Origin of the sequence: Chitinophaga sp., from assembly GCF_035538455.1 — a bacterium.
Lineage (GTDB): Bacteria > Bacteroidota > Bacteroidia > Chitinophagales > Chitinophagaceae > Chitinophaga.
This window is the reverse complement of sequence record NZ_DATLKJ010000039.1, coordinates 1-24,635: the sequence shown is the minus strand read 5'-3', so window position 1 is coordinate 24,635 and position 24,635 is coordinate 1. Positions and strand designations below refer to the sequence as shown.

The window sequence follows — 24,635 nt, the reverse complement described above, 5'->3', positions numbered from 1 at the left end:
TTTTAGAAGAAAATATTGGCACTGAAGGATACTGCATTACTGAAAGGATAATCGAGGCCCCGCTCCGACTTGATATTGGACAACCGGAAAATATCATTCATGTAGGCATTCAGCCGGATGGTCTTTAATCCCAGGCGTTGCAGCCAGCGGTATTGCATGGAACGAAATTCATATCCCGCATTGATAGACTCGCCGGTGATGAAATTTTCTTTCTGGATAAAGCGGGACGACATCGGCGTTTGACTGGTAATATCAATCGCCCTGAAGGCTGCATGGTCGCCAGGTTGCTTCCATCGAAGTTCCAGCGCTCTTTTGTCCTGGTTGTACCGTAGGTCTTCAAGGCTGATATTTTCCACTTTGGAAAAAAGCGCATTATTGAAGATATACATGCCTATGCTGTAACGAAGGTTAATGCCCAGCAGGAAACCTTTGATATTCAGGTTGGAGCTTATCACGCCTTGTATCAATGGTTTTCCATCGCCGACAGGCATAATATCGGCAGGATCGTATACAAAGGTTTCTTCCCCGTTCTTCTTACGGAACATTTCCTGCCCGGTAGCAGGGTCGATACCCAGTGAAGTAACAGCCCACAGCTCATCGGGGCTGTAGCCATCCAGGTAGCGTTGCAGGGAATTGGATTTTTGCGCTTCATCGTTCAGGTTCTTCAGGATATTGGAGAAGCCTTCGTAGCGGCTTTTATAGAGACTACCGGTATAGCCCAGCATCCAGAGCACATTTTTATCAGGATGATAAACGGGCGAGAAACGAATGATGGCCTCTGCCCCTCTCGTGCGCAGCTTGCCTACATTGAGCGCATAGGTAGACACGCCTGACGATGCCGGCAAGGAACCGGTGGCAATGAGCGGGTTGGATAATTTTTCGTACACGTTAAGCGTGGCCGTGAGCCGGCCGTTCCAGAGTATGGCGTCGATACCGCCACTGGTACTGCGTGTGCGCTGCCATTGCAGCAAAGGGTTGCCCAGCTGCGTGATGGACAGCCCCTGCCCGAAGATATTCTGATTGTTTTCATATCCATACACAGAAGTAGAGGCAAAGCTGCCCAGCGCCTGGTTGCCGGTGGTCCCGACGTTGGCCCTGATCCGCAACATAGTGAGCCAAGAGATCTGCTTCATCATCTTTTCACTGCTGATATTCCAGCCTGCCCCTATCGACCAGAAAGGAGAATATTTGTTACTAGTACCAAAAGCGGTGGAACCATCTATCCTGAAATTCAGGTCCACAAAATAGCGGTTGTTGTATGCATAGTTTACGCTCGCCAACGCATTCACCCGCCGTATTTTCGTTTTGTTATAAAGTGGTCTGGCATAGGGTTGAAAGCCATAAGCAAAGGCAGGATTGGGTTTCACGCCATCGGGGAAACCGGTGGCCGTGAAGCCGGTAGTGGTTTGCGCCTGCTCCTGGATCTCTGAACGAGCGTTACCCGTCAAGCTATGCACGCTGTTGATCACTTTCCGGTAGGTGAGCATCAGGTTAGCCTGGTAACCTAGTCCATCCTGGCGGGTTTCAGTATAGGAGCCCTTCTGATATATGCTCGCGGTATCGAACATGGTATTCGCCGAAGGGATAAAACTGATGGTGGTAGCTGTATTCTTGTTTACCTGCAAAGCGCCTGAAATGCGCCATTCCGGGCGGATATCGTAGATCAGGTTCACGGTGTTCTGCAACATGAACGTATTGCTATTATTCTTCGAACCCAGGCTGGCGTTGTAGATGGGGTTGCCGATCTTCACGGTATCTGGAAGGTAAAAACTTAGAAATTGCCAGGTTGTACCGTCATCAGTCAGATATGTTTCCAGATAGCGATCTGTATTGAGGCTGCCGTCGTTTTTCTTTTTACGATAGTAGGGATTGATATTCACAAAATCACGGAATGTGCCGTAGGGCGATTCGTTGGCATTGGTGCCATTTACATACAGCAAGTTGGAGATGTTGAGTTTCTTTTTCCGGTAGACGAGATCAACGGTACCACCCCATGTTTTCCTGTCGGAACCGATCATCACGCCATTTAAGCCCCGGTAGTTCAGTCCGATGCCATACTGGAATTCGGAACTGCCGCCGTTTACCTGCAACGAGTGGCCATTGGTAAAACTGTTCTGCAAAGGCACATTGAGCCAGTAGCTGTTAACGCCGCTTTTCACGGCAACCAGGCGATCGTTGTACAGGTAATCGTTAACGGTACTATAATAACTGAAAATGGGTGTTTTATATAAACCGCCCAGCCGCTGAAATTCCAGGTTCTCTGCAGCATTCATCATATTGTAATCGCGCAGGTCGGGAATCTCAAAGCGCAGGTCAGTTGTATAGGAGACATTCAGTTCCCCGGGTTTGGGCAGTACTGTTTCCACGATCACCACGCCATTAGCGGCCCGGGAGCCGTACAGTGCTGTGGAAGCCGCATCTTTCAGCAATGTGATGGACGCCACCCTGTTGATATCGAGGTCGATGATCTGTTGCAGGGTGGTTTCCATCCCGTTCAAAATAAATAATGGTTGGTTGGGGTCTGTTGAAAATTGATCTCTCACCGTATTGGAAGAAAGGCTGGTCTTACCTCTCACTTCTATCTTGGGCAACTGGTTAGGATTGGATCCTTTCGAGTTGTCCGGCACAATGATAAAGGAAGGGTCGAGCGTTTTCAGGCTTTGCAACACATTCAGGTTACCTACGCGGCGCAGTTCTTTTCCTGTGAAAGAGGCTACTGCACCGGAAAAGGTGGTCTTGTTACGATTGAACATACCTGTACTGATGGTCACATCTTTGATGTCTACTGCGACAGCTTGCAGCGCGATGGTTTTGCTGCCGCTCCATGCTTCCAGTTCTATGGACCGGTAGCCCACAAAAGAGATGATCAGCGTTACATCCCGGCCGGGTACCTGCAACTCAAAATTACCGTCCTGGTTAGCGACGGTGCCGAGCCGGGTGCCTTTTATAATGATAACGGCGCCATGCAGCGGTTGCCCGCTATCATTAATGATCCTGCCGCGGATCACCTGCGGAGGCGACGATGAGGGTTGCTCCCGCTGCTTCACCTGGCTGATAACTATCATCTTGTCTTCCCGGATCACATAAGTTAGCATGGCCGGTTTCAGGTACCTGTCGAGGACCACGCTAACAGGCGCATCTTTCACATCAATATCCATCCGCTGCTCTTCCGGCAGCATGTTATTGTTGTAGACGAACTTGTACCCGGTCTGCTTCCTGATCTCTTTAAAGAGCATAGGGAAGGTCAGTCCTTTTCCCGATATCGTGACCTGGGCATAGCAGGTCATTGTCAGCTGCACGCAGCTGATCAACAAGAAGAAAATCCTGGATCGCATACTATTCATTGGTTTGGTTCTGACCCGGCACTACGGCGCGCAGGTACTTCACAGTTATCGGAGCTGTGAGATCTTGGTTAATAATAAATACATTGCCTATTTACCAGTTGTCCGCTGATGGCATAAAACAAGCCCTTTTCCGCGTACTGTATGGAGGCAAAAATGCCCCCGACGATCTGCTATTCACTTATTACTTAGTATTGCTTAGATAAACCTTTATTTTCTTCCCGTCATCAGAAAATGTAATTGCCCCGGTGGCTGTGAGTGTTGTCAGCACCTGTTCCAGTGTTGACGAACGCGCTATCCCGGCGCTAAACGTAAGGCCGGCAACGGCCGGATCTGTGTCGAAATCTACGTTGTACATCTTGAGAACAAGCGTAACACAGCGTCCAGCCGTTCATTCTCAAAATCAAAATAACCATTCTTCCAGGCGATGATTTGTTTGGTCGCTATTATTAAAGACATAAAAAAAAGGCAACAGGTGCAGTGCCTGGGGAACTTTTTTTATTTCATGGTTCCTGTCAGTAATCAGATGACGGCAATACAATAGCTAATGATTCCCAGTTAAAGTCGTCTATTACATTTAACAGCCGGAACTTCCTGCCATCCACCAGAGCATCACACATAAAATCGATACTCCTCCCTATTTTCTGCAACTGATCATTTCAACAGCTCATCCAGTTTTTCCAGCCCTTCTCCTCTCAGGTTGTGCGCAATGATCTTCCCTTCCGGGTTGATGAGAAAATTTTGTGGGATAAACCTTACGCTATACAGCTTCCCGGCGTACACACGCTGCGGGTCCTGGTGGGAGATATTTTTCCAGGGCATCCTAACCCGTTGTATAGCCATGATCCAGTCGGCCTTCGACTTGTCCGACGAAACGCCCAGCACGGTGAAGTTCCGGCCTTTATATTTATTGTAGGCTTTCAGCACATTAGGCATTTCCGCTAAGCAGGGACCGCACCAGCTGGCCCAGAAATCTACCAGCACATATTTGCCACGGAAATCTTTTAATGAAACATCGATACCGGCGGTGTCTTTCTCCGTAAAATCCGGTGCTACCGCACCGATCTGCACCCGTTTGAGGTTTTCCAGCATAGCCGCAAACGCTTTGCCCGCATTACTGTTCTTCAATGCAGGCGTAAAGCCGGCGAAGGTGGCCTCCTGTTGTTCCAGGGTATAGTCGCTAAATCCTTCCAGCAAGTCAAGGCTGATAAAGGATGCAGGATGCCTGGAAATAAAATCCTGCTGCACCGGCTCCCACAATACAACCAACGAGTCAATATTCTTACTGTTGGTTGGCTCACCTATCTTTGCCAGCTCCTGTTGCAACTGTACGTACTCATCGTTGAGCAAAGAACCCTGAACGGTCAGTTTTCTATCTTCACTTATGGTGATAGCGTGGTTACCCGGCTCCAGGTAAAAATCGCCCCTAAAGAAATTTCGCACGGGGGAAGTATAGCCAACAAAGCGTAGGAGGGTCTTCACCGGTTCAGCCACCTCACCGGCGAATGTAAATTTACCATCGGTGATGCGGGCAGAGTCACGCACATATTGATCACCGGATTTATAAATAAGCATTGCCCATACCGGGTGCTCAGCCAGATGCACGTTTCCGGTAACCCGGAAAGGTTTGGCAGCATAGGCTGCAATCGGTAACAGCAGTGCCAGCAACAAATAACAACGGTTTCGTATCATGGTTTTTGACTTATGGTTTTTGATTTAATAATCATCATCTTTCTCTGTAGGCAAGGCTTACTACTTTCCCTGTACCGGGATAAGAGCGGTACAACTGGATCTGTCCGTTGGTCTCCGGTACGGTATAATCTTCCCGGATCATATAAGTAAGCATGGCCGGTTTCAGGTACCTGTCGAGGACCACGCTACCTGTTTCCTGATCTCTTTAAAGAGCATGGGGAAGGTCAGTCCTTTTCCCGATATCGTGACCTGGGCATAGCAGGTCATTGTCAGCTGCACGCAGCTGATCAACAAGAAGAAAATCCTGGATCGCATACTATTCATTGGTGGTTTGGTTCTTGGCTGGCCCGACAGTACGGCGCGCAGGTACTTCACAGTTATCGGAGCTGTGAGATTTTGGTTAATAATAAATACATTGCCTATTTACCAGTTGTCCGCTGATGGCATAAAACAAGCCCTTTTCCGCGTGCTGTATGGACGCAAAAATGCCCCTGACGATCTGCTATTTACTTATTACTTAGTATTACTTAGATAAACCTTTATTTTCTTCCCGTCATCAGAAAATGTAATCGCCCCGGTGGCTGTGAGTGTTGTCAGCACTTGTTCCAGTGTTGACGAACGCGCTATCCCGGCGCTAAACGTAAGGCCGGCAACGGCCGGATCTGTGTCAAAATCTACGTTGTACCATCTTGAGAGCAAGCGTAACACAGCGTCCAGCCGTTCATTCTCAAAATCAAAATAACCATTCTTCCAGGCGATGACCTGTTCAGCATCTACTTCCCTGACGGGAATGGCGGAAGATGCCTGATGTTTGACGACTGCTTGCTGACCGGGCTTCAGCACTATGCCCGCTGCGCCGTTCATTACTTTTATTTTTCCGGATAAGAGGGTAGTCCTGGTGGCGGTTTCCTCCTCGTATGCGTTAATATTGAATTGTGTGCCCAACACCTGCACCTCTTCATGCAATGTGGATACGATAAACGGCTTTTCATCCGGTGCTACTTCCAGGTACACTTCGCCGGTAATGGTAATCTTTCTTTCCTCACCGGTAAAAGCCGTAGGATAGGTAACCGATGATGCGGCGTTCAGCCATATCAAGGTGCCGTCCGGCAGCTCCAGCCGGAACTGGCCGCCACGCGGTGTTTGCAGCTTATTGGAGCTCGCTGCCACCACATGGCCGGGAGTATTGTACACCAGCTGCCCCTGTTGCTGTGACACCGTGGCAGCGCCTTGCCGGATCACCTGGTGCGCGTTGCTGTCCAGCGCTACGGTGGAACCATCGGCCAGTGTGAGCACGGCCTTGTCGGTACCCGGCTTGATCTGCGAAAAGTTCACTCTTCTAACGCCAGGCACAGCAACCGGCTTAAACACCTGGTAATAATATACGGCGCCCAGCAACAGTAAAACTGCGGCAGCAGCAGCGATACGCGGCCACGGCTTCAGCTTTCTCACCGGCTTCCGGCTTGCCTGTAACTGTGCAAAGATCTCTTCTCTCAATGCCAGATCCTCTTCACCATCTGCCGGCATTTCCAGTGCATCGTCGATCATCTGCGCCAGCCCGGCCCGATAATCTCCCTGCCTGATCAATGCGAACAACTGCTCCTTCTCCCCTGCAGATACAGAGTTAGTCAGGTATTTGTCCATCAGTTGCTGAAATTGGTCCGGCTCTTGCATGACGATGATTTATTTGGTCGTTGTTATTAAAGACATGAAAAAAAGGCAACAGGTGCAGTGCCTGGGGAATTTTTTTTATTTCATGGTTCCTGTCAGTAACCAGATGACCAGCAAGGCGGGTCCTCCACATCTGCGTATATGTTCCCTTACGGCGTTGAGCGCGCGTATAATATGACTCTTTACGGTAGCCGGCGCAATGTTCAGCTGAGCGGCAATCTGGGGGTGGGTAAGCCCCTGCTCCCTGCTGAGATGGAAGATCAGTGATTGTTGTGGTGGCAGCATGGCCACGGCTTCGGCGATCAGCATGGCAGTTTGCTTGTATTCCATCACGGCTTCCGGCGTAAGGTAGTCTTCCGGCAGTACATCTTCGACTTCGCCGGTGGCAGTTACCTGCTTGTTGAGCTGGTTGATGATGGTATTGCGCGCCATGATGAACAGCCATGCATCGAAGTTGTTAACTTCCGGCAGACGGTCGCGCTTTTCCCATAGCCGGATGAAAACCAGCTGCACCGCGTCTTTCGCCTCTTCATGATTTTTCAGGAAAGAAAGTGCCACCTGGTAGATACGGTTCCAGTGATGGTCAAACAGCAATTTATAAGCATATTCATCATCCGCAGCGACCCTGGCTAGCAGAGCATCCTCATCATATGTCAGATTGGCTGGCAATATTCACTCAAGTTAAGTTGGAGCATCTCGATACAGCAAGATACAAAAAAAAATGAAATTGTTATATCGGCAAAAACCAATAAAAAATTTCTTTTCCAAACAAAAACCAAACGGCTTGAGTCCTATACAATATAGAACTCAAGCTGCCTGAAATTAAAAAGTCGGTCTGACTTTCCTGGGCACTCCAACTTTTGACAGCTTCTTACTATCAAGGCATATAACTTAATTTGAATGTACTTTTATTACCTGTCCTGTTCCGGCGCCCAACACACTTTTGAGATAGCCATTCACTACCCGTTTCATGGTCACAGGAATATGTCCGGGGAAATAGGAGAAATATTCAGGTGAATCTTCTACTACAGTCGGGCTTACGGCATTGATGCGGATACTGTTGTCCAGTTCTATTGCTGCCGCGCGTACGAATGCCTCTACTGCACCGTTAGTGGCAGATGGATTGGCGCCGAGCAGAATCGGATCATCTGTCAGTACACCGGTAGTGAGCGTAAAGGAACCTTTCGGGTTGATATAATGCTGCCCAATGAGCACCAGGTTCACTTGTCCCATCAGTTTGCTGTTGATACCTATTCTGAATGTTTCATCAGTCATACTTTTCAGCGGACCGAAGTGCGCTTCACCACTGATATTGATCAATGCATCGAAGGCGCCTGTCTGTTTAAACAGATTTTCTATGGAAGCGGGCGAAGTAATATCGGCCCGGATATCACCACTCTTTGTTCCTACTCTTATCACTTCGTGTTCCTTTTCCAATGCGCTGGTTACATGTTTGCCTATTGCGCCCGTAGCGCCAATAATAATTACTTTCATGTTGTGATATTTTATTTTACATAAAGATTTGTGAAAAGAGATGTTGTTAAAATGTTGCGGCAATCATCTCCCTGTTTATCATCATACCGGCTGTAGTACCTGCTGACACTGCATTTGCCACGGTGCGTAAACGGGTTGTATTATCCCCGCAGGCATAGACGCCTTTAACGGTGGTCTGCTGGAATGCGTCTGTTTTAATCAGTCCTTCTTCGGTGAGTTCACATCCCAGTGTTTGCGAAATAGTATCCTGTAGCTGAAACGGGCAACGTGCATATATTGCAGTAAGCGGTGCTATGGCGTCATCACTGAAAGTGATATGACGTAAATGTCCATTTGTGTGTTCCAGCCCTGCTATGCTTTTCTCTATGATGCCAATGCCATGCTTTTCAAGAGTGGCGGTCTGATCGCTGGTAAGCGCTGAGGGGCCGTTGGTGTAGAGCATCAGCTCTTTCGTCCAGTTGGAGACCAGCATGCAGAGTTCAAAGGCCGCATCTCCGTTCGCAAGGATACCCGTCTTTTCATTTCTTACTTCATAACCGTGACAGTAAGGGCAATGCAGCACCGTGATACCCCAGCAGGCAGCAAACCCTGCAATGTCCGGCATGATGTCCCGGATACCAGTGGCCATAACCAGCCTGTGGCTGTGAAATGTTTCACCGGAGGCAACTTGTATAGTAAAGAGATCTTCTGCTTTAACACCGCTTGTTGCCAGGCCGTTAAAGAATTCCACGGTGTTATATCTCTCTACCTGTTGTTTGGCTATCATTGCAATTTCACCTGGTGGTGTGCCGTCCTGTGTAAGGAAATTATGTGAATGCGGCGTCTGCCTGTTGCATGGTTCGCCATTGTCGATGATCAGCACCTGTCTCAGCGACCGGCCTAGCGCCATTCCGGCTGCAAGTCCGGCATAGCTACCCCCGATAATGATCACATCGAAAATCTTATCTTTTTTCATACACTTCTTTTTATTGATGCAGTTAAATACAGGATGTACCACTATTTCCGGGTACGACTGACCAGCCTGATGAAAAGGTCCACCAGCGGGATGCCAACAAACACCACCCAGGGAACTAATACCATGGTGAGGCAAAGTGTTCGCTGATACAGCGGCAATGTGGACAACGGCTTACCAAGCAGGTAAAGCATCAGTGTAATTGAAGGATAGATGGCCAGCCATATTTTCAAAGAGGCTATCAGCCGGGCTTTTGTTTTCATACCTGTTGAACTGTCTTTTGTAGATCATTTTAGCGGATACAAAAGTAGTATGGATGCGGGGTGTAGCAGTAGGACAAAAATGCAGTTGTATGGGATTTATCTGAAATTATTCCGGAATGCGTCCGGCGTATGTCCTGTATGTTTTCTGAAGAATCTGATGAAGTAGGAAACATCTTCATATCCCAGGTAGTCGGCAATCTGATTCACCTGGTTTGATGTGGCGAGCAGATACCGTTTGGCTTCGAGTATGATGGATTCAGTGATGAGGTCTGAAGATGTTTTGCCGAGCAAGGCTCTGGTAACGGCATTCAGCTGATATGCCGACAAGTTCATCATGGCCGCATAGTGCGACACCTGCTTGTGTATGTGCACATGTTTTTCCAGCAGTTCAAGAAAGGTTTCCAGTCGTTCCTGCATATACAGGCTGGCATTGTCGACGGGTTTATTGTTGCCATAGCGGATCAGCTCAATGAGAAAGATGTTCATGTCTGCCCTGATCGCATCCAGGTAGCGTTCCTGCTTACCGGAGAATTCATGCAGCATACCTGCCAGTGTATCCAGTAGCCGGCGCATCCTTCCGGCATCAGGCTGATAGTGGTTCACGGTGCCGGCTTTGCGTAGCAGATCGCCAGCGACCTGGTCATGCGGGTAAAAAAAATCCGTTCTGAATTGCATGATGTAACCGCTACATCCTTCTTCCAGTTCCATGCGGTGCATCTGGCCGGGACGCAGGAAGAAAACGGAATGATCATCGACCTTATAAGAGGCGAGGTCTATATCATGCCTGCCCTGCCCCTTTTCCAGTGCTATCACATAATAGAAGGCATGCCGGTGAAGTTCTTCTGACTGCAATGCACGTCCAGCCAGCAGAGTCCCAATATCACGTATGATAAAGTTTTCGGCAGGAGCCAGTTCTTTGTGCACAGCATGCAGTTGCCTTACGGGGATTCTTTCCATTTACACCGGTTATGATGATGATATCAGGCAAAGGTATATCATCTCCGTATATAACAATAAAAGCCTTCAGGTCAATGACCTGAAGGCTTTTATTGTATAGCTGTGACTTAGTGCCAGAACATGCTCCTGGTACGGTGTTGCCTGAATCTGCTGATGGCGTCCATCTGCGTTTTCAACAGCTTCCCTTTTTCTGAGGGCTTGGAAGATTCAAAGGCTGGTACTGATTTAAAGGCCATTACCATGTCATAGTCCATGGCTACCTGTCCTGAATCGAAAGGTACATTGCCGTAGTCATCCCTGAACCAGCGCATCCACTCTTTACCAGCCGGAGTAAATACAAAAAAGGTATCGCCGAAAGATGCTCTTGGCATGGGGCCGGGCAGGAGGAAGGATTTGAATGTATCCTGTGCAGGGCTATGACAACTCATGCAGGAGGATAATGCCAGGTTGGTATATTTTTTCTTGGTAACATAGTCGTACGCCAGCTGGGTGACAGCACCGTCGTTCGGGCCGCTCAATCTGCCGCCCCAACCCAGTGTTTCCCGGCTGTATTCGGGCGCCTGCTGGTTGATAACGGTTTCAGCGAGAGGCTGCGTTGTATCTGTTACGCTAGGATCATTACCCCACATGGCGCCGAGTGGAACCATCTTATCCCAGAAGTTGCCTGGTTTACCCTTGTCATATACAAAGGTGGAATATACCCATCCTGTTTTGGGAGAGGTTTGACTGTCCTTGACAATGATGTCCATCTGGAAGAAGCTGACTTTGCGCATCTGATACCCTTGCCTGGGATTTTCTCCGGTAGGAATGGTATCATACACATCAAAGGTCAGTGCATCCTTCATTACCGGCCATTCAGGTGAATTGATGTTGGAGAAGGCCAGCTTTACCACAACACTTCCTTCTTTGAACTGTGCGGCATCGTTCATCAGGTTTACCTTTTGTCCGGTTTTGCCCCAGATCTGTCCGACAGTATACCCTGCTATTGAATCATATAATACGAGTGCGTATCCGGCTTCATCCACCTTCAGCGATTTAAACATATTGGCAGGGTTACCATTACCTAAATAAGCTCCGAGGATGGCTTCACGTTGTGTTCCCAGCCAGGGTTCCTGAAACCAGCCATACTTTGCGGCTGTCCATTCATGGTTGTTGGTAAAGAAGGGCAGCAGATGCGGGGCTACATAGCTTTTCAGTGAGTCCATAAACGCAAACACATTTGCTGCAGAGATGGGCTGTCCATTCAAAGCCTGTTGCCAAGGCGGATTTGTAATAGTACTTACCGATGTAGGATAATCATGGCTGAGCGTAAAAAGCGGATAATTGTATTGTTCTTTTGAAGGCACTGAATCACGATGGTTTTGAAATGCGCCGCTATTTCCCGATGCATCGGTTGTTGCTCCGCCTTCTTTGGGCTTGTTATTGCTGGTACAGTTGTACGCAACAATACTGGTTACGAATAGGGTGACCAAAGCCATTGAAAGACTGGTTTTGCTTTTCATAGAAAATGGAATTTTGGTTTTAACAGTTAAATTATTGGGATTAAATCTTCTTGTAAGAATGAGAGTATGACAATATCTACCGGTCAGCTTCCTTTTGATGGTACCTAAATATATGATATTTAATCAAATTTCCCATGCTCAAGATAAATAAAAGGGGGAATACCCGGTACCGGGAAAAACGCCCCCATCCGGGTTCAACCGCCAACTGTCAAATACCTTAACCCTATTGGTTTAATTCATATCTGCAAATAACCAGTCCTCCTTGCTCCAATTGTTTCTTTGAAACAGCCGGCAAGCCTCCAAATGCCGTATCCCTGTATTCTCCGGGATAAATAAAGGAGACAAGATATTTACCATCAAAGTCTGCAATATTCTTTAATTCATTGGGTACAGCCGGATCTTCCAGGTAAACAATATGATGAATCCTGTCTGCATAAAAGAACCTGTGTTTCCGCTTATCCCATAGTTTACCAAATGCCCATCTGTCATCAGCAAAAGTAAAATCTGTTAAAAGCCGGTAATGATCGAAACTGTAAAGATGCTTCTCAATATTCTTTTTGTGTTCATCAGGTACATTCATTGTGCCAAAATCAAAGCTGTATACCATGTTTAGCTTTCCGTCCGGCGAGAAAGCATAGACGTTGTTATCGACGGGCCTGTTATATAGGATAGCGCCGGACGTTTTTAAGAATCTATAACCAGACACCCAGAAATTATCATCTACCCAGTCGTCATACTTCAGCGGCACATTTACAGGAGCGAGTTGCCGGTCGGTAAGTAATACTTTATCATGGGCATTGGACATTTTGTTCCAGGAGGATAATCCCAGCAAAAAACCTTTTCCCGGCAAGGATTGAATTACATCTATCTCAAATGGAGACTGCTTTTTATACATCAGTTTAAAGCCGGCATTGTAGCATAACAGGTTGTCTTTCTTTCCATCAATGATATAAATCAATCCGGTAGTGTCCACATCAAAATCGGCTATATTCACGTAGTCCAGCATTGCTTTACCAACTGTATCGAGGTAATTTCCCCTGCTGTCAAATGCTACCAGCGCCTTTCCTCTTTTATCCATTACATATATCCGGTCTTGCACTACCAATATCTTGTTTATGGCCGTAACATAGTTTTCATCATTCTTCATCTGCAGGTTAATATACTCCCTGCTTTTTACGAATCCGGGCGGAAGGTCCCGTGTCACTGTTTCGTTAAAGGCAGAGAAATGAATACTATCGGCCGGAACATTCAGTTCCGTTCTCCTGTTTTTTGTTGTACAGCTGCAGATCAGCATGGCAAGGGAGGCGAACAATATTATAGACGATTTCATAAATACGATGCGAGGTTATTTAAGTTAAAAAGGGAGAAGAAGGGCGTACTCTGCTTCCGCCCTTCTTTTATGAGCATCTGAATAGCCATTCGCTCAACAACCAGACATATCCTTACACGGCGCTGTATTGGTACATTCGCAGTTATTATTTTTAGGGCCAGTGCATGATGGTCCGTCTGTTGAATCACGCCTAAGCGCTTCGATGTTCGTCAATGTGTGTGAAGAAGCGGTTGATTTGGCCGCAGGAAGCATGATTGCTGTGACCAGTGTGCCAATAACACCGGCTGCAACTACAAAAGATAAAATGCTTTTTTTCATAAAAGGAAATTTGAAAATGAATAATACAGTTGTTAAACCTGATAAACGTTTACAAATGACGTCAGACGATACCTCCTTTTTTATGGTTAAAAAAATGGGGACCATCAATGCGGTACACTGTTACTGATGATCCATCCGTTCGTTTATTGTTTTCTGGTATAGCTTCCAGACTTTGGTACTCAGTGTTGGATTCCCTATCAGCAGTACTTTATTATGATTATCCAAAAGAAAGCATTGATATTCCATTTGTCCCGGGAAGTGGTTTATATGACCTATCTCATCGTGCAAATCGATGTAAACCTGTCTTCTGAAGTTTTCCCGTTTGAAGAGATCCGGAAGATTATCGGTTTCTTTAGGATTGAAATAAAAGATAAAATCCACCAGTGATGAATCCGTTTCCCTGATGAACTTCTTCCATTCATCGAGCCTCAGTTTACAACTGATGCAACCCGAAGAATCCGTATACACCAGTACTCTGTATTTCTTGTCCATATTACTTTTGCAAGGAATGACCTTTCCCAGTTCAGAACAGATTATACTTGACGGGAACTTAATCTCCCTACCCATCCATTGCTGCACAATTGCTTCCGGATCAGTTTTTTTCTTTATCTGACACGACGTAACCAGCAAAAAGAACATCAGCATTAGTTTTACTTCTTTGGATAACATGATTTTCATATCAGGTACATTATATTGGTTGATGAATGATTAGCGGATTATTGATCTCTTACTTCTCCATCGTTCTTCACCTTATAGGATTGCTTTCTGAATTTGGCGCCCATAGGGAAATTGTACACCAGCCTGCATGAGAATGAGCGGTTGTTACTAACTGTCTGTGCACTTTCTGTTTGTGCCGGGAAAACGCTCCGATAACTGGTTCTTTCCAATCCAAACGGATCAGCTATTGCCACGCTCATGGTGAGCTTATCTTTTAACAGTATTTGCCGGAGGGTGAGCGACGTGGAAAAAAAATCACTGTAGGCGCTGTATTCCAACTGTATGCTGGCATTATAATAAAACGAGACCTGTAGCCTGGTTTTCTTTGCCAGCGTCCACTCATGAGCAGAGCTGATTTCAAACAGGTTGGAATGCTGGTAGTAATACTTCATTCCATTATCCCCGAATTTCGTATAGGCGTAATGAATATTGAAGCTGGACGTAATACGGTCAGCAATTCCTGCTTCATGGCTGACCAAAATTCCTATCCTGTCTAACCGTCCCATATTGGTGGCCTCGCTGATAAACGGATTACTTCCCGGCACGAAGACTCTCCTGTTGGAGGTACTCTCATAGTACAATGTCAGGCTCGTTTTTTTATAGAGCAGCTGCGCTTCTATTCTGCCGGTATAAGCAGGATTGAACTTCATATTGCCTACCTGGCTTTTGAAATTATTACTCACACGCAGTGAAGGATTCAGATCACTTGCAAACGGGCGCCGGATTTTCTTTGTATAACCGACACTGATGGACAAATCCTTGTTGATATTCTTTTGTAAGATCAGGTTCGGATATATTTTGAAGTACTGCTTTTCCAGCTCTTCAACAGCTCCTTTCTGACTGAAAGCTGCTTTTGAGTGCAGCAGCTCTCCTCTCAGCTCAGAAACCAGCTGATATCCGCCCAATTTCCACCTGGCGCTCAAGAAAAGGCTACCGATCTCTTCCGAATAGTGAAAGTCTGCTGTTTCGTTATTTATCCACTGATCTGTATGATTACGAAGTATATTCAGCTTTACTCCTGCCTCCGTGGTTACAAAGGGTGTTTTGATAAGGTCAGTGAAAATCAGCGATGCGTTTACAATATCCGTATTCCCTTTGAACAGATTCCGGACCGTGGATGTATCACCGCTGCCGGATGCTCTGCTGAGCAGGTTAGCATTGACTGACGGGCTACCGGCATAAAGAAGATTAATAAACAGGTAGCTGCTCTTCCTGTTACTAAGCAGATATTTGTAATTACCCGACAGTTGTATATTCCTGCGTTCACTCCTATACCTATTAAAGCCTATGACAGCAGAATCTGTTTGGCTTGACGCATAATTGAGGAATGTATATTTTTCGGACGTATTTATCAGGTAAGACGGCATAAAGGAGATATCCAGATTCAGGCTAATGCTGGTTTTCTTGTTGATATCGTAGTCCAGGGTAAGGTTAGGAGTTATCCTGAAGCTGGCGGATGATGAAGTATTCAGTAAATCGTATTTCATCATATTATAGAAAGCGGCTTTTTCTGCAGTATTTTCAATACGTTGTGTATTGCTGACACCCAGTATCAGTGAGGTTCTGATCTTATTGATTTTAAAATTCAGGTTGGCAGCAGCTCCGCCGGAAACATACTTCCCTCCCCAATCTTTTTCATCCATGAATAAAGGTTGTGTATAATCAGCCCGTATACTGGAAGTACCTTTCTCTTTCTTTGTAATAACGTTAATGACGGATGTAACACTGGCATCATAGCGGGAGGAAGGGAAAGAGATGATTTCTATCTTATCGATGAGATCGGATCCAAGTGCAGAAAGTGTATTCAATTGCTGCTCCTGGCTTTTCAATTCTCCCTTTCCGTCAATTAATATCAGCGTACCAGGTCTTCCGTTTACTTTAACCATCCCGGAAACAAGCGACACTCCCGGCAATCTGATAAAGAGTTCAGCGCCACTCACAGATGCAGAAAACTGGTCCTGGTTTACTTTATATATTATCTTACCTGCTTCTTTTGTAATGTGCTGTTGAAAGATGTCTACTCCGGCAAGCTGTGTAATGTTCTTTTTCAGTCTGATTTCCCGGACCAGCGAATCGGGTTCAATAAATGAAATGATACCTGACGTATACTCCTCATATCCCAGGGATCTGACATGTACTTTAATGCTGTCTTTCTGTGAATCTCCAACACTGTACACACATATGCCCGATCGGTCCGTTATGGTTTGCGTGAGCGGCGCTCCTTTCAGACCGATTACGGATACCCTAACAAAGGGAACAGCAGTATGATCTGATGCATCTATGAACCTTAATATAATATGACGTTGCTGTCCTTCAGCTGAGATACTGAAGAGAAACAAAACGGTTAGCAGTGAAAGGCGATAAACCTTCCTTGTACATATGTTGCCAGCTACTTCTTTAGTATTTTTCAATATCGATGTCGGCACTTTCTACAGGTAACAACATTATATGAAGGTCATCCGGTATAGGATGGATCGGGTCTTATTCTCTTAAAGGCTGAGGCTCTCAATTACCGGCGCGCTTCGGGTTAGTGAAATTCGAAAAGCAAGGGAATCAGGCTAAAGGATCTTACATGGAACCAGCTATCTGATAACAAGCTACAATTAAACGGTGCTACCGGTCTGCATGCCGGCTCAGTTTCCAGGTAAGCAGATATAACTGCTCTCGAATCATTTCTCCTTAAAGAAAATTCCTGACAAACTTTACCCGTATTTTTCACGCATGATTATCATGTGGCATTGACTTATTTCTCTTACCTTCGCAGAAATGAACCTCAAAGACGGATATTCAGATTAAACCTCAAATAGCCGGACTTCTAAAGAAATTCGACCAAACATATCTACACGAGCGCAGTCAACGCCATGTCATGTGCATAGCAACTGGCAATACCTGTTGTATTTAGCAGGGCAATTACGTCACACATCAATATAGTAAGGAATCCTTTACATCAATACATACAAACCGCATTCATCATCACCCCTTATCTAAAATGCGCTATCATATGAAAAAAGCACTCATTATTGTTGCGGTCTTCCTGCTGGCCGGAGTAACAGTAGTCACCTTTTCACATCAGAAGTCCTCCTTACCAGCAGATCAGGCGCCTGGTTATAACTTCAATGTAAAATTTGATTTTAATGTTCCGAAGAATCCTTCCTCAGCCGGGGCGGATTCCATTGAACTTATCAACTTTGCCTGGGATGAATTCTTTGCGTTGAATTGGAAGTCGAGTTACTCCTTTTCGAAGAAACGGGCAGACCCGGACAGATCCTGGAGATATGATGCATACAATTCAAGCGCCCCTTATCCTACAGATCCGGTAGTTTGGGAAACATATGCCCACCGTACAGAATTGCGGCCATACAGTAATAACATGCTTCCGTTTGACAATCCGCCGCATTATAGTTATAAGATCAATATAGTGCCTACTCCGGGTGCAACGACCGGGCTTTTCAACAACCTGGATGAGAACAATGAGATTGGGTCCTGTGATCTGTATGCCAATACAGACCGATATGGAAAACGCAGGCAGGTATTATACCAGGCAAAGGCCAACAGGGATGAATACGATTACCTCTATAATAACTATCGTGATAGTAATAACCTGAAGATCGCACTCGCGAACTCAAGGACAAAAGTAATGCATGATTCAGCTTATGATAATGTGGGCAGCAGCTGCAGTTGCGACCGGAATGCCAAATTATTCTGTCTGCCTTGCGGAGGCGCCGATGTACCAGGCACATTTGGATATACGAAATATGAAGGAGCTGTAGAGGTAAAAACAGCATGGAAAGAGATAGGGCCTTCAGAAACACGCCGTTATTTTACGCGCAAAGTAATCACTTACAAAAAAGTGGGCAATACGGTATATGCCGATAATAAAATTTACGGGCTTATCGGAATGCACATCATTCATAAGACACTTTACTTCCCCAATTTCATCTTTGCTACATTTGAGCATGTAGACGTAGAAGCTGATCATATGGGCTATGTGCTGCTGGGACATGGCACTCCCGACAGCAATCCCATGGCTTACAGACGCGCGCATACCATCCCTGCCGTGGTGGATTCCTCCACTGCCTATGTTCACCGCGAGCTTAACAAGAAAAATCCGAACTCGATCTGGCAATACTATCGTCTTGTGGGTGTGCAGGGCAATCCTACCAATGACACGAAGAGCTTCAGCTTCTTTCTGGCTAACTATGTAATTGAGTCTGACTCCATGTTGGCTAATTTCAGAGGCAGTAATCTTAATAAGCCGTTCAATGGCGGGATCAACAGCGTTTACAAAAGGAAAGGATACAGTATGGGTGGTTGCCAAGGGTGCCATGGCGTGGCCCAGTTAGCGGGAACTGATTGTTCATTCATTATGTTCTTCGGCGGATTCCTGCCGGTAAAAGCGCCGGATGCCGGCAACTCAACCGACAAACTGGCGGCATACAAACGATTATTCGAGGCCATAACAGCACCTGCCAAAAATTGACACAGATAAAAGTGCAAGCCGCATGGATCATTTGATCTATGCGGCTTTACTATGCTTACTTCTTCGAGGGGTAGGCCGATTCTATGGTTGTCCGCATATGTAACCTCAGCGAGTCGTTGTTCTTCTCAGTACCTAATCTGCTCATGAACTGCTTAACGATGTTGCCGGTTTTTGTATCCCCATGCTGCTGTATAAAAGAAAGATATTCTTCCTTATTCTCCGGTAGCAGTGAGTTAAGGCTTTCATTATCAAATGAGGGGGTATTATCTTCTCCAAAGAGATAATCCGTGCAATACCCTTCAAACAGCTCTCTTGCTGATATGAAGAAGGTGCTTCCAGGATAGGTATCCAGGAACTTTTCCCAGTTAAGCGCCCGTTTCCCTATCAGGTTGAACGGAATTACCAATCCTGCGTCAGCGCTGTACAGGACAGTGTCTTCATCTGCCTTCAGCTGCAGGTACTTATTATGATCTGCGGGCAGGGAGTTTTTGAATAAGCCGGTGTAGAAATCAGGTACGGTACGTAGTATAGAATATCCCTCGCCTATCCCCCAGGGTTCAAGACCGGCTGTAGCCAATAGTTTAACGCGTTGCTGCACTTTGGCGGGCGCCTCTGCTTCAGATGAATAGTTGGCATATTGATCCAGCCATACGGTCTCTCTATCTGCAATGTCTCCCAGGACCGAATCCACATACGAAGCCAGGGATTGATAGAGCTGTGCAGCCTTTTCTGCATTTAACCCAGGCAGCTGACTGGCAATGGCTTGTCTCCGGCTGATAATTCCGGCCACATAGGTTTCGGTAGATACAGCAGCCGTGTCAGCAGTTGCGGTTATTGGCTGTGTTGTATCTGTTTTGACAATACTGAAATCCGTTTGTTTGCTGCTGTCCTTTTGGTTACCGCCATTACAGGCTATCATGATGATAGGGATTAAGAAAGCAGCTGTCCCAATCCTGGGGTCAATAAACATTTTCTTCATAGATAAGCGCAAAAATTAAATTAAGCGGCAGCAAATATAATACAACTGGTTTCACCTTTTCTATTTTCTTCCGTTAAAAAGGTGACGGCGCCGTCAGGGCGATTGTGACAGGCCCTTCATTTTTCTTCTCCCAGGGACGATTCAAATTTCCATATATTGTGCTCCTATCATTCTCAGGACCAGTATTCGTTTATTATGTTTGACATACAATTATTACCAGGGTATCTTCTCTTTATTGTCAGTATACTGATTTGTTTCTTACGTGCGGTGAAAGCAGGATGGGTAGTGTTGGTTATTGCCTACTTGCTGGCACTCATCAACGGAAGCGTTACACTTACCGGTATTGCGCTGCTGGCGCTTGATGCCGGGTTGCTTATCCTGGCTGTCAGATACCTGTCGGGCTGGAAACAGGTGGTTGCACATATTGCGTTCATTTGTTTAAGTATTTTACTTTTGATGCACCGGCTGCCTGGCTTTCAGAATGTGCTGATTTTTGATCACGTAAGATTTACAGCAGATGCAGCCCCCTTCACCATGCATTTTAACCTGGACAAGCCCTTTGTTGGATTTATCCTTTTCACCTGCCTGTTAGGCGCCAACCAGATTGAAAAATACGATGTAAGGAAGATAGCGAAGGCGGTCATTTTACCGCTGGCCGTGATCATAACGCTTTGTATCGTTACAGCATGGGCATTACATTTTGTTGCGTGGGAGCCCAAGTTACTGCCTGAATCTTTATGGATATGGGCACTGAATAACCTGCTACTGGTAGCTGTTGTGGAAGAAACGATCTTCAGAGGATACCTGCAAGGATACTTAGGTAACATTGTATTTAACAAGCATAAATATTATTTTCCTTTAATCATATCAGCTGTGTTGTTTGCCGTTGTGCATACCACCGGCGGATGGCCGTTGATGTTACTGGCATTTATAGCGGGGTTGGGATATGGTGTTGCGTATCAAAAGGGAGGTATTATGGCGGCTATCTTTACGCACTTCTGCTTCAATTTATTTCACTTTCTGTTATTCACTTACCCGATGCTGGCCAGGCACTAGCTGTGGAAAAAGGAAAAACCTGCGACCATGCGCAGGTTCTGATATTTATGATGACGATTACTTTAAAAGCGGAACTGTAGCACGCTTAATTCCCGGCCTTCAATCAAAGTAGCTACGCTGCCAACTTTGCTGGCACCGAGCGTCTTATAGAAGCCCTCCGCATATGGATCTGATTCCACTTCCACGATGTGTTCATTCATGGCGAGGCATCGTTCACGGATGTCCGCAAACGCTTCCCTTCCATACCCATTTCCGATAAACCGGGGAAGTATCCAGAAGTGGCCGATGAATAATTGCTTTTCGTTATACTCCAGCGAATAAAACCCCACCAGGTTATCGTCGCTGATGATTTTCACCACCTTGTTTTCAGTGATATATCCGGGGGTGATGGTCAGGCTTTCTGTCCAAAGTTGCATCCACTCTTCCGGATAGTTCCAGTGGCGTTTGGATTCCATCGCTATCTGTGTGAGTTGGTCTTCATCGCCTGCCGCGGCAAGCACGTATTGAGTCTTCCTATTCATCTTACTAGCTGATTTAAACAATTTCCGTTCTAACAAAAATACATCTCAATCTACAGTATTTCTACATATCCATCCGTACCGTTCAACCGGATTCTTTGTCCATCTTTGATCAGCCGGGTAGCATTCTCCATCCCTACCACTGCCGGCAGGCCATATTCGCGCGCAATTACCGCCCCATGTGTCATCAGTCCGCCTACTTCGGTAATCAGCCCTTTTATGGATACGAACAGCGGTGTCCAGCTGGGATCGGTGAAAGCGGTGACCAATATATCTCCCTCTGCGAGATCGGCGTCTGCCATGTTTAAGATAACACGTGCCCTCCCCTCAATCACTCCGGATGAAACGGGCAACCCTACGATGGCACCGACGGGAAGGTTGTCCCGCTTATATTGCCCGGAAATGACTTCGCCATCAGAGGTGATAACACGTGGGGGTTTTAGTTTTTCGTATGTCCTGTAGTCATCTTTTCGTTTGCTGATGATCTGATAGTCCAGCTGACTGGTGCTTATCACTTCGCGGAGTTCTTCAAAAGTGAGGTAGTAAATATCTTCTGCCTCAACAATAACACCCGCCTGCAGGAGTTTCTCTGCTTCTTTCAGTAAAGCCAGCTTATAAATGAAATAGCGGTTAACCATGTCGTATTTGGGATATTCCCGATAACCGCCAAGATTCCTGACCAGGTTGATCATCCGTTTGGTTTCCTTTACTTTCTCCTCGCCATCCGGTAATTGTGCCAACCGTTCCAACAACTCCTGTTCTTTGTTCAGCGCTTCTTTTTTCCCTTGCTCAAACTTTCGTTTGCTGGCGCCGGGCTCAAAGTTTCTGATGTTAGTAAGCATAAAGGCGACAAGTGTATCCGGTTTTTCGCTCCAACGGGTTCTCGTAATATCGATTTCACCGGGGCACCGCATGCCGTATTTGTTGAGATAGGCGTAGACAGCGTCGCGCACTTCCTGCCCGCCTTCAAACCTCAGCAGATCATCCGGGAAGTTATCATCTTTCGCCTGCTGTAAATACGCTATTAGTTCCGGATAAGGGCGGATCACATCAGCCACGTCCAACAATGCCAGTCCCATTTCCGAAGTGATATTGTTGGATACTGATTGAGAAAGCGTGTCCGCTACATTCTTTTCGTTCAGCCATTCCTTCATTTTATCGTTGATCCATGACGCAGCATTCATGGCTGTCATAATTACTTCTATGCTTTGTGCGTCGAATATCTGCTTCCTTGATAGCCGGGTGTCTTCTATTATAAAATCAATCAGGTCAGGGCCTGACTTTGTCTGGATGCGCTGTTTTAACTCTTCTATTGCTATCTCGCTGCGTTTGATCAAATCAGTAACAACGGAAGGATCATAATCGGTCAATGCCAGATAATTCACGAGGGGCTTATCTTCACTTCCGGGCGTTTGTTCGTCACCGGGCAATAATTTAATGAAGCCGTTACGCTCAACGACAGTTGTCAATGCATCTTTTACGAGCAGATCGGATTTACCCAGTACATTCAATATGATGTTTCGCTTTGTGGGAGAAACCAGTTCTTCTGTCACATCGACAAACAATCTTCCGGCGGCGATAGCCATGGGCCTGATACTGGTTAGTTGCCATAAAGACAACCCCAACGGTTTCATAGGATCGGTCATCATTTGTTGATGCCCTACAGATACGTAAACGTGGTACTCTTTATCATTTGCAGTCGGGATCGGGTATAAAGTAGTAATGGGCCGGCTTTGCAGCATATAAAATGTGTCATTGGCCAGGCACCATTCTATATCCTGGGGACAACCGAAGTGTTCTTCTATCCTTCGTCCCAGGCGTTCAAGCTGCAATATCTGTTCATCTGTTAACGCTTGTTTGTATTGTAGTTCAGGTGCGATCCCCTTTTCTTTAGTACCCCCATCCTGCAAGGCATAAACAGCGAGCTTTTTACCGGGGATCTTCTTATCTGTCACTTCGCTATTACGCACTTTATAATTATCAGCGTTTACGATTCCGGATACCAGGGCTTCACCCAGTCCGAAACTGGCGTCAATGGATACGACCTTTCTATCTGCCGTAACCGGGTCTGCGGTAAACATGATTCCTGCCACCTCAGGGAAAATCATTTTCTGGACAGCAACCGACAAACTTACTTTGCGATGATCAAACCCATTTTGCATCCGGTAGATGATGGCTCTGTCGGTATACAATGATGCCCAACACCTGCTGATATGCTTCAGGATGGCGTCCTTACTGATAATGTTCAGGTATGTATCCTGCTGGCCCGCAAAAGAGGCTGTGGGCAAGTCTTCCGCTGTGGCGCTGGATCGGACGGCGAAGGCCTGTCCATCATCAAATTTTGCGAGATAACCCGCCATATCATCTGCTATGTCAGGGGCCATGGAGATACTTTCAATCACGCTGCGGATCTCAGCAGCGGTTTCACTGATAGCATTCCTGTTATCCGCTTTCAGCGTTGCCAGCTGATCCAGCAGTGAATTGACCGCTGTGTTGTTCCCCACGACTTCTTTATAGACCGCTGTGGTAATACAAAAGCCTTCGGGCACATGTACATCCTTCATTTTCAGCAGTTCCCCCAGATTGGCTCCTTTACCGCCGACCATGGCGAGCATTGCCCTATCGGCTTCCCGGAAATCAAGTATACGTGTATTCATCGTTTTCATTTGCTTTCCTGTTTATTGTTGAGTTTTTGGGTTGTTTCGGTCATTATTTCAATGGCTTTCTGAAAGTAGGTATCAATGATTTTGAGCTCCTTGTTTGAAAATGAAGCAATGAGCTCTTCTGATTTACGCCGGAATTCTTTGTAAAGCGGTTCCAGGAGCGCCATTATATTTTTGGTATTGGGCACGATTATTACCTTCCGTCTGTCGTCTTCAGCCAATTCTCTTTTTACCAGCTTCTTCTTTTCGAATCTGTCGATTAGTCCTGTGACAGCACCTGTTGTCAGTCCTGATAAGTTTGCGAGCTCACCAGCTGTCATTGGTCCATTTTGTAACAGGAAGCCCAGGTACTTATGGTCCGTTCCTGAAAGTCCTGCCTTTCGTGCAACGGCTTCATGCATCTGAAGGGAAGTATAAGCATAAGCCTGACTCAGCTTCCTGGTTGCTCTGGTATGTTCGTTTTCCATTATTTATCTTATTAACTAATTATCTTAGTTACAAAGATAATTTTATTTTTGACAAGAATGCAAATATTTTGGGCCGCGACACTATTATGAATATCTAGAACTTATTTCATAAATGCTATTTAGTTTTTATAGAACTTTATAGCATGTCAAAAAGAAAAGAAGAACTGACAGATGATCAATGGGCAATTCTAAGTCCCCTTATTCCATCACCATTATTACGGGAAGATGGTAAAGG

21 protein-coding genes are annotated in these 24,635 nt (G+C 46.1%); 3 read left to right on the top strand and 18 right to left on the bottom strand.

The genetic code is table 11. The features are described 5' to 3' along the window. Positions 1-2: 2 nt before the first annotated feature. From VM802_RS04645 to VM802_RS04590, 12 genes are all read right to left on the bottom strand, one after another. On the bottom strand, positions 3-3,335 hold the full coding sequence (locus VM802_RS04645) for a SusC/RagA family TonB-linked outer membrane protein (protein ID WP_325528473.1): 3,333 nt from the start codon (positions 3,333-3,335) through the stop codon (positions 3-5). A 190-nt stretch (positions 3,336-3,525) separates the two neighbouring features. After that, positions 3,526-3,699, bottom strand: coding sequence for a DUF4974 domain-containing protein (locus tag VM802_RS04640; protein WP_325528471.1), 174 nt, complete (start codon positions 3,697-3,699; stop codon positions 3,526-3,528). A gap of 296 nt (positions 3,700-3,995) precedes the next feature. Continuing rightward, complete coding sequence (locus VM802_RS04635; RefSeq protein ID WP_325528469.1) at positions 3,996-5,033, bottom strand: redoxin domain-containing protein; 1,038 nt, start codon at positions 5,031-5,033, stop codon at positions 3,996-3,998. Positions 5,034-5,067: 34 nt separating this feature from the next. Further along, positions 5,068-5,217, bottom strand: coding sequence for a hypothetical protein (locus tag VM802_RS04630; protein ID WP_325528467.1), 150 nt, complete (start codon positions 5,215-5,217; stop codon positions 5,068-5,070). A gap of 329 nt (positions 5,218-5,546) precedes the next feature. Beyond that, positions 5,547-6,707: a FecR family protein gene (locus VM802_RS04625; RefSeq protein WP_325528465.1), complete on the bottom strand. Its 1,161-nt coding sequence runs from the start codon at positions 6,705-6,707 to the stop codon at positions 5,547-5,549. 75 nt (positions 6,708-6,782) lie between these two features. Beyond that, a complete protein-coding gene (locus tag VM802_RS04620; RefSeq protein ID WP_325528463.1) occupies positions 6,783-7,373 on the bottom strand; it encodes an RNA polymerase sigma factor in 591 nt (196 codons plus the stop codon). A 222-nt stretch (positions 7,374-7,595) separates the two neighbouring features. Next, positions 7,596-8,198, bottom strand: a complete 603-nt coding sequence (locus VM802_RS04615; RefSeq protein ID WP_325528461.1) for a short chain dehydrogenase — start codon at positions 8,196-8,198, stop codon at positions 7,596-7,598. Positions 8,199-8,244: 46 nt separating this feature from the next. Next, positions 8,245-9,153, bottom strand: a complete 909-nt coding sequence (locus tag VM802_RS04610; protein WP_325528459.1) for an NAD(P)/FAD-dependent oxidoreductase — start codon at positions 9,151-9,153, stop codon at positions 8,245-8,247. 41 nt (positions 9,154-9,194) lie between these two features. Continuing rightward, on the bottom strand, positions 9,195-9,413 hold the full coding sequence (locus VM802_RS04605) for a putative antibiotic biosynthesis monooxygenase (protein WP_325528457.1): 219 nt from the start codon (positions 9,411-9,413) through the stop codon (positions 9,195-9,197). Between the two features lie 96 nt (positions 9,414-9,509). Continuing rightward, positions 9,510-10,370 (bottom strand): AraC family transcriptional regulator, encoded by an 861-nt coding sequence (locus tag VM802_RS04600; RefSeq protein WP_325528455.1) that lies wholly within the window; start codon positions 10,368-10,370, stop codon positions 9,510-9,512. A gap of 107 nt (positions 10,371-10,477) precedes the next feature. Further along, positions 10,478-11,872, bottom strand: coding sequence for a hypothetical protein (locus VM802_RS04595; RefSeq protein ID WP_325528453.1), 1,395 nt, complete (start codon positions 11,870-11,872; stop codon positions 10,478-10,480). A gap of 223 nt (positions 11,873-12,095) precedes the next feature. Then, positions 12,096-13,202: a DUF4934 domain-containing protein gene (locus VM802_RS04590; RefSeq protein ID WP_325528451.1), complete on the bottom strand. Its 1,107-nt coding sequence runs from the start codon at positions 13,200-13,202 to the stop codon at positions 12,096-12,098. A gap of 127 nt (positions 13,203-13,329) precedes the next feature. Between VM802_RS04590 and VM802_RS04585 the strand changes: the two genes are divergently transcribed. Further along, a complete protein-coding gene (locus tag VM802_RS04585; protein WP_325528449.1) occupies positions 13,330-13,647 on the top strand; it encodes a hypothetical protein in 318 nt (105 codons plus the stop codon). On the opposite strand, the gene VM802_RS04580 is transcribed toward VM802_RS04585, so the two are convergent. Both VM802_RS04580 and VM802_RS04575 read right to left on the bottom strand, forming a co-directional pair. Beyond that, positions 13,641-14,198: a hypothetical protein gene (locus VM802_RS04580; protein WP_325528447.1), complete on the bottom strand. Its 558-nt coding sequence runs from the start codon at positions 14,196-14,198 to the stop codon at positions 13,641-13,643. The genes VM802_RS04585 and VM802_RS04580 overlap by 7 nt on opposite strands. A gap of 38 nt (positions 14,199-14,236) precedes the next feature. After that, the gene (locus VM802_RS04575; RefSeq protein ID WP_325528445.1) at positions 14,237-16,648 is read right to left on the bottom strand and encodes an outer membrane beta-barrel protein; all 2,412 of its coding nucleotides are present in this window, start codon (positions 16,646-16,648) and stop codon (positions 14,237-14,239) included. Positions 16,649-17,238: 590 nt separating this feature from the next. On the opposite strand from VM802_RS04575, the gene VM802_RS04570 reads away from it, so the two are divergent. Next, positions 17,239-18,717, top strand: coding sequence for a hypothetical protein (locus tag VM802_RS04570; RefSeq protein ID WP_325528443.1), 1,479 nt, complete (start codon positions 17,239-17,241; stop codon positions 18,715-18,717). 55 nt (positions 18,718-18,772) lie between these two features. Here VM802_RS04570 and VM802_RS04565 read toward each other — a convergent pair whose 3' ends face one another. Beyond that, positions 18,773-19,636, bottom strand: coding sequence for a hypothetical protein (locus VM802_RS04565; protein WP_325528441.1), 864 nt, complete (start codon positions 19,634-19,636; stop codon positions 18,773-18,775). A gap of 255 nt (positions 19,637-19,891) precedes the next feature. Here VM802_RS04565 and VM802_RS04560 point away from each other — a divergent pair, with 255 nt between their 5' ends. Further along, complete coding sequence (locus VM802_RS04560; protein WP_325528439.1) at positions 19,892-20,752, top strand: CPBP family intramembrane glutamic endopeptidase; 861 nt, start codon at positions 19,892-19,894, stop codon at positions 20,750-20,752. A gap of 62 nt (positions 20,753-20,814) precedes the next feature. Here VM802_RS04560 and VM802_RS04555 read toward each other — a convergent pair whose 3' ends face one another. Genes VM802_RS04555 through VM802_RS04545 form a run of 3 tightly spaced genes read right to left on the bottom strand, consistent with a single transcriptional unit; the run spans position 20,815 to position 24,400 of the window. Further along, the gene (locus VM802_RS04555) at positions 20,815-21,273 is read right to left on the bottom strand and encodes a GNAT family N-acetyltransferase (RefSeq protein WP_325528437.1); all 459 of its coding nucleotides are present in this window, start codon (positions 21,271-21,273) and stop codon (positions 20,815-20,817) included. A gap of 50 nt (positions 21,274-21,323) precedes the next feature. Beyond that, positions 21,324-23,936: a phosphoenolpyruvate synthase gene (gene ppsA, locus VM802_RS04550; RefSeq protein WP_325528435.1), complete on the bottom strand. Its 2,613-nt coding sequence runs from the start codon at positions 23,934-23,936 to the stop codon at positions 21,324-21,326. Then, a complete protein-coding gene (locus VM802_RS04545) occupies positions 23,933-24,400 on the bottom strand; it encodes a MarR family winged helix-turn-helix transcriptional regulator (RefSeq protein WP_325528433.1) in 468 nt (155 codons plus the stop codon). Before VM802_RS04545 ends, ppsA begins: the two co-directional genes overlap by 4 nt. Positions 24,401-24,635: the final 235 nt, after the last annotated feature.

Excerpts from the sequence above, each read along its gene's own strand:
- VM802_RS04635 (WP_325528469.1), bottom strand. The coding sequence starts at position 5,033 with ATGATACGAAACCGTTGTTATTTGTTGCTGGCACTGCTGTTACCGATT.
- VM802_RS04615 (WP_325528461.1), bottom strand. The coding sequence starts at position 8,198 with ATGAAAGTAATTATTATTGGCGCTACGGGCGCAATAGGCAAACATGTA.
- VM802_RS04640 (WP_325528471.1), bottom strand. The coding sequence starts at position 3,699 with ATGTACAACGTAGATTTCGACACAGATCCGGCCGTTGCCGGCCTTACG.
- VM802_RS04555 (WP_325528437.1), bottom strand. The coding sequence starts at position 21,273 with ATGAATAGGAAGACTCAATACGTGCTTGCCGCGGCAGGCGATGAAGAC.
- VM802_RS04545 (WP_325528433.1), bottom strand. The coding sequence starts at position 24,400 with ATGGAAAACGAACATACCAGAGCAACCAGGAAGCTGAGTCAGGCTTAT.
- VM802_RS04580 (WP_325528447.1), bottom strand. The coding sequence starts at position 14,198 with ATGAAAATCATGTTATCCAAAGAAGTAAAACTAATGCTGATGTTCTTT.
- VM802_RS04625 (WP_325528465.1), bottom strand. The coding sequence starts at position 6,707 with ATGCAAGAGCCGGACCAATTTCAGCAACTGATGGACAAATACCTGACT.
- VM802_RS04590 (WP_325528451.1), bottom strand. The coding sequence starts at position 13,202 with ATGAAATCGTCTATAATATTGTTCGCCTCCCTTGCCATGCTGATCTGC.
- VM802_RS04560 (WP_325528439.1), top strand. The coding sequence starts at position 19,892 with ATGTTTGACATACAATTATTACCAGGGTATCTTCTCTTTATTGTCAGT.
- VM802_RS04645 (WP_325528473.1), bottom strand. The coding sequence starts at position 3,335 with ATGCGATCCAGGATTTTCTTCTTGTTGATCAGCTGCGTGCAGCTGACA.
- VM802_RS04605 (WP_325528457.1), bottom strand. The coding sequence starts at position 9,413 with ATGAAAACAAAAGCCCGGCTGATAGCCTCTTTGAAAATATGGCTGGCC.
- VM802_RS04600 (WP_325528455.1), bottom strand. The coding sequence starts at position 10,370 with ATGGAAAGAATCCCCGTAAGGCAACTGCATGCTGTGCACAAAGAACTG.
- VM802_RS04570 (WP_325528443.1), top strand. The coding sequence starts at position 17,239 with ATGAAAAAAGCACTCATTATTGTTGCGGTCTTCCTGCTGGCCGGAGTA.
- VM802_RS04610 (WP_325528459.1), bottom strand. The coding sequence starts at position 9,153 with ATGAAAAAAGATAAGATTTTCGATGTGATCATTATCGGGGGTAGCTAT.
- VM802_RS04565 (WP_325528441.1), bottom strand. The coding sequence starts at position 19,636 with ATGATAGCCTGTAATGGCGGTAACCAAAAGGACAGCAGCAAACAAACG.
- VM802_RS04595 (WP_325528453.1), bottom strand. The coding sequence starts at position 11,872 with ATGAAAAGCAAAACCAGTCTTTCAATGGCTTTGGTCACCCTATTCGTA.
- ppsA (WP_325528435.1), bottom strand. The coding sequence starts at position 23,936 with ATGAAAACGATGAATACACGTATACTTGATTTCCGGGAAGCCGATAGG.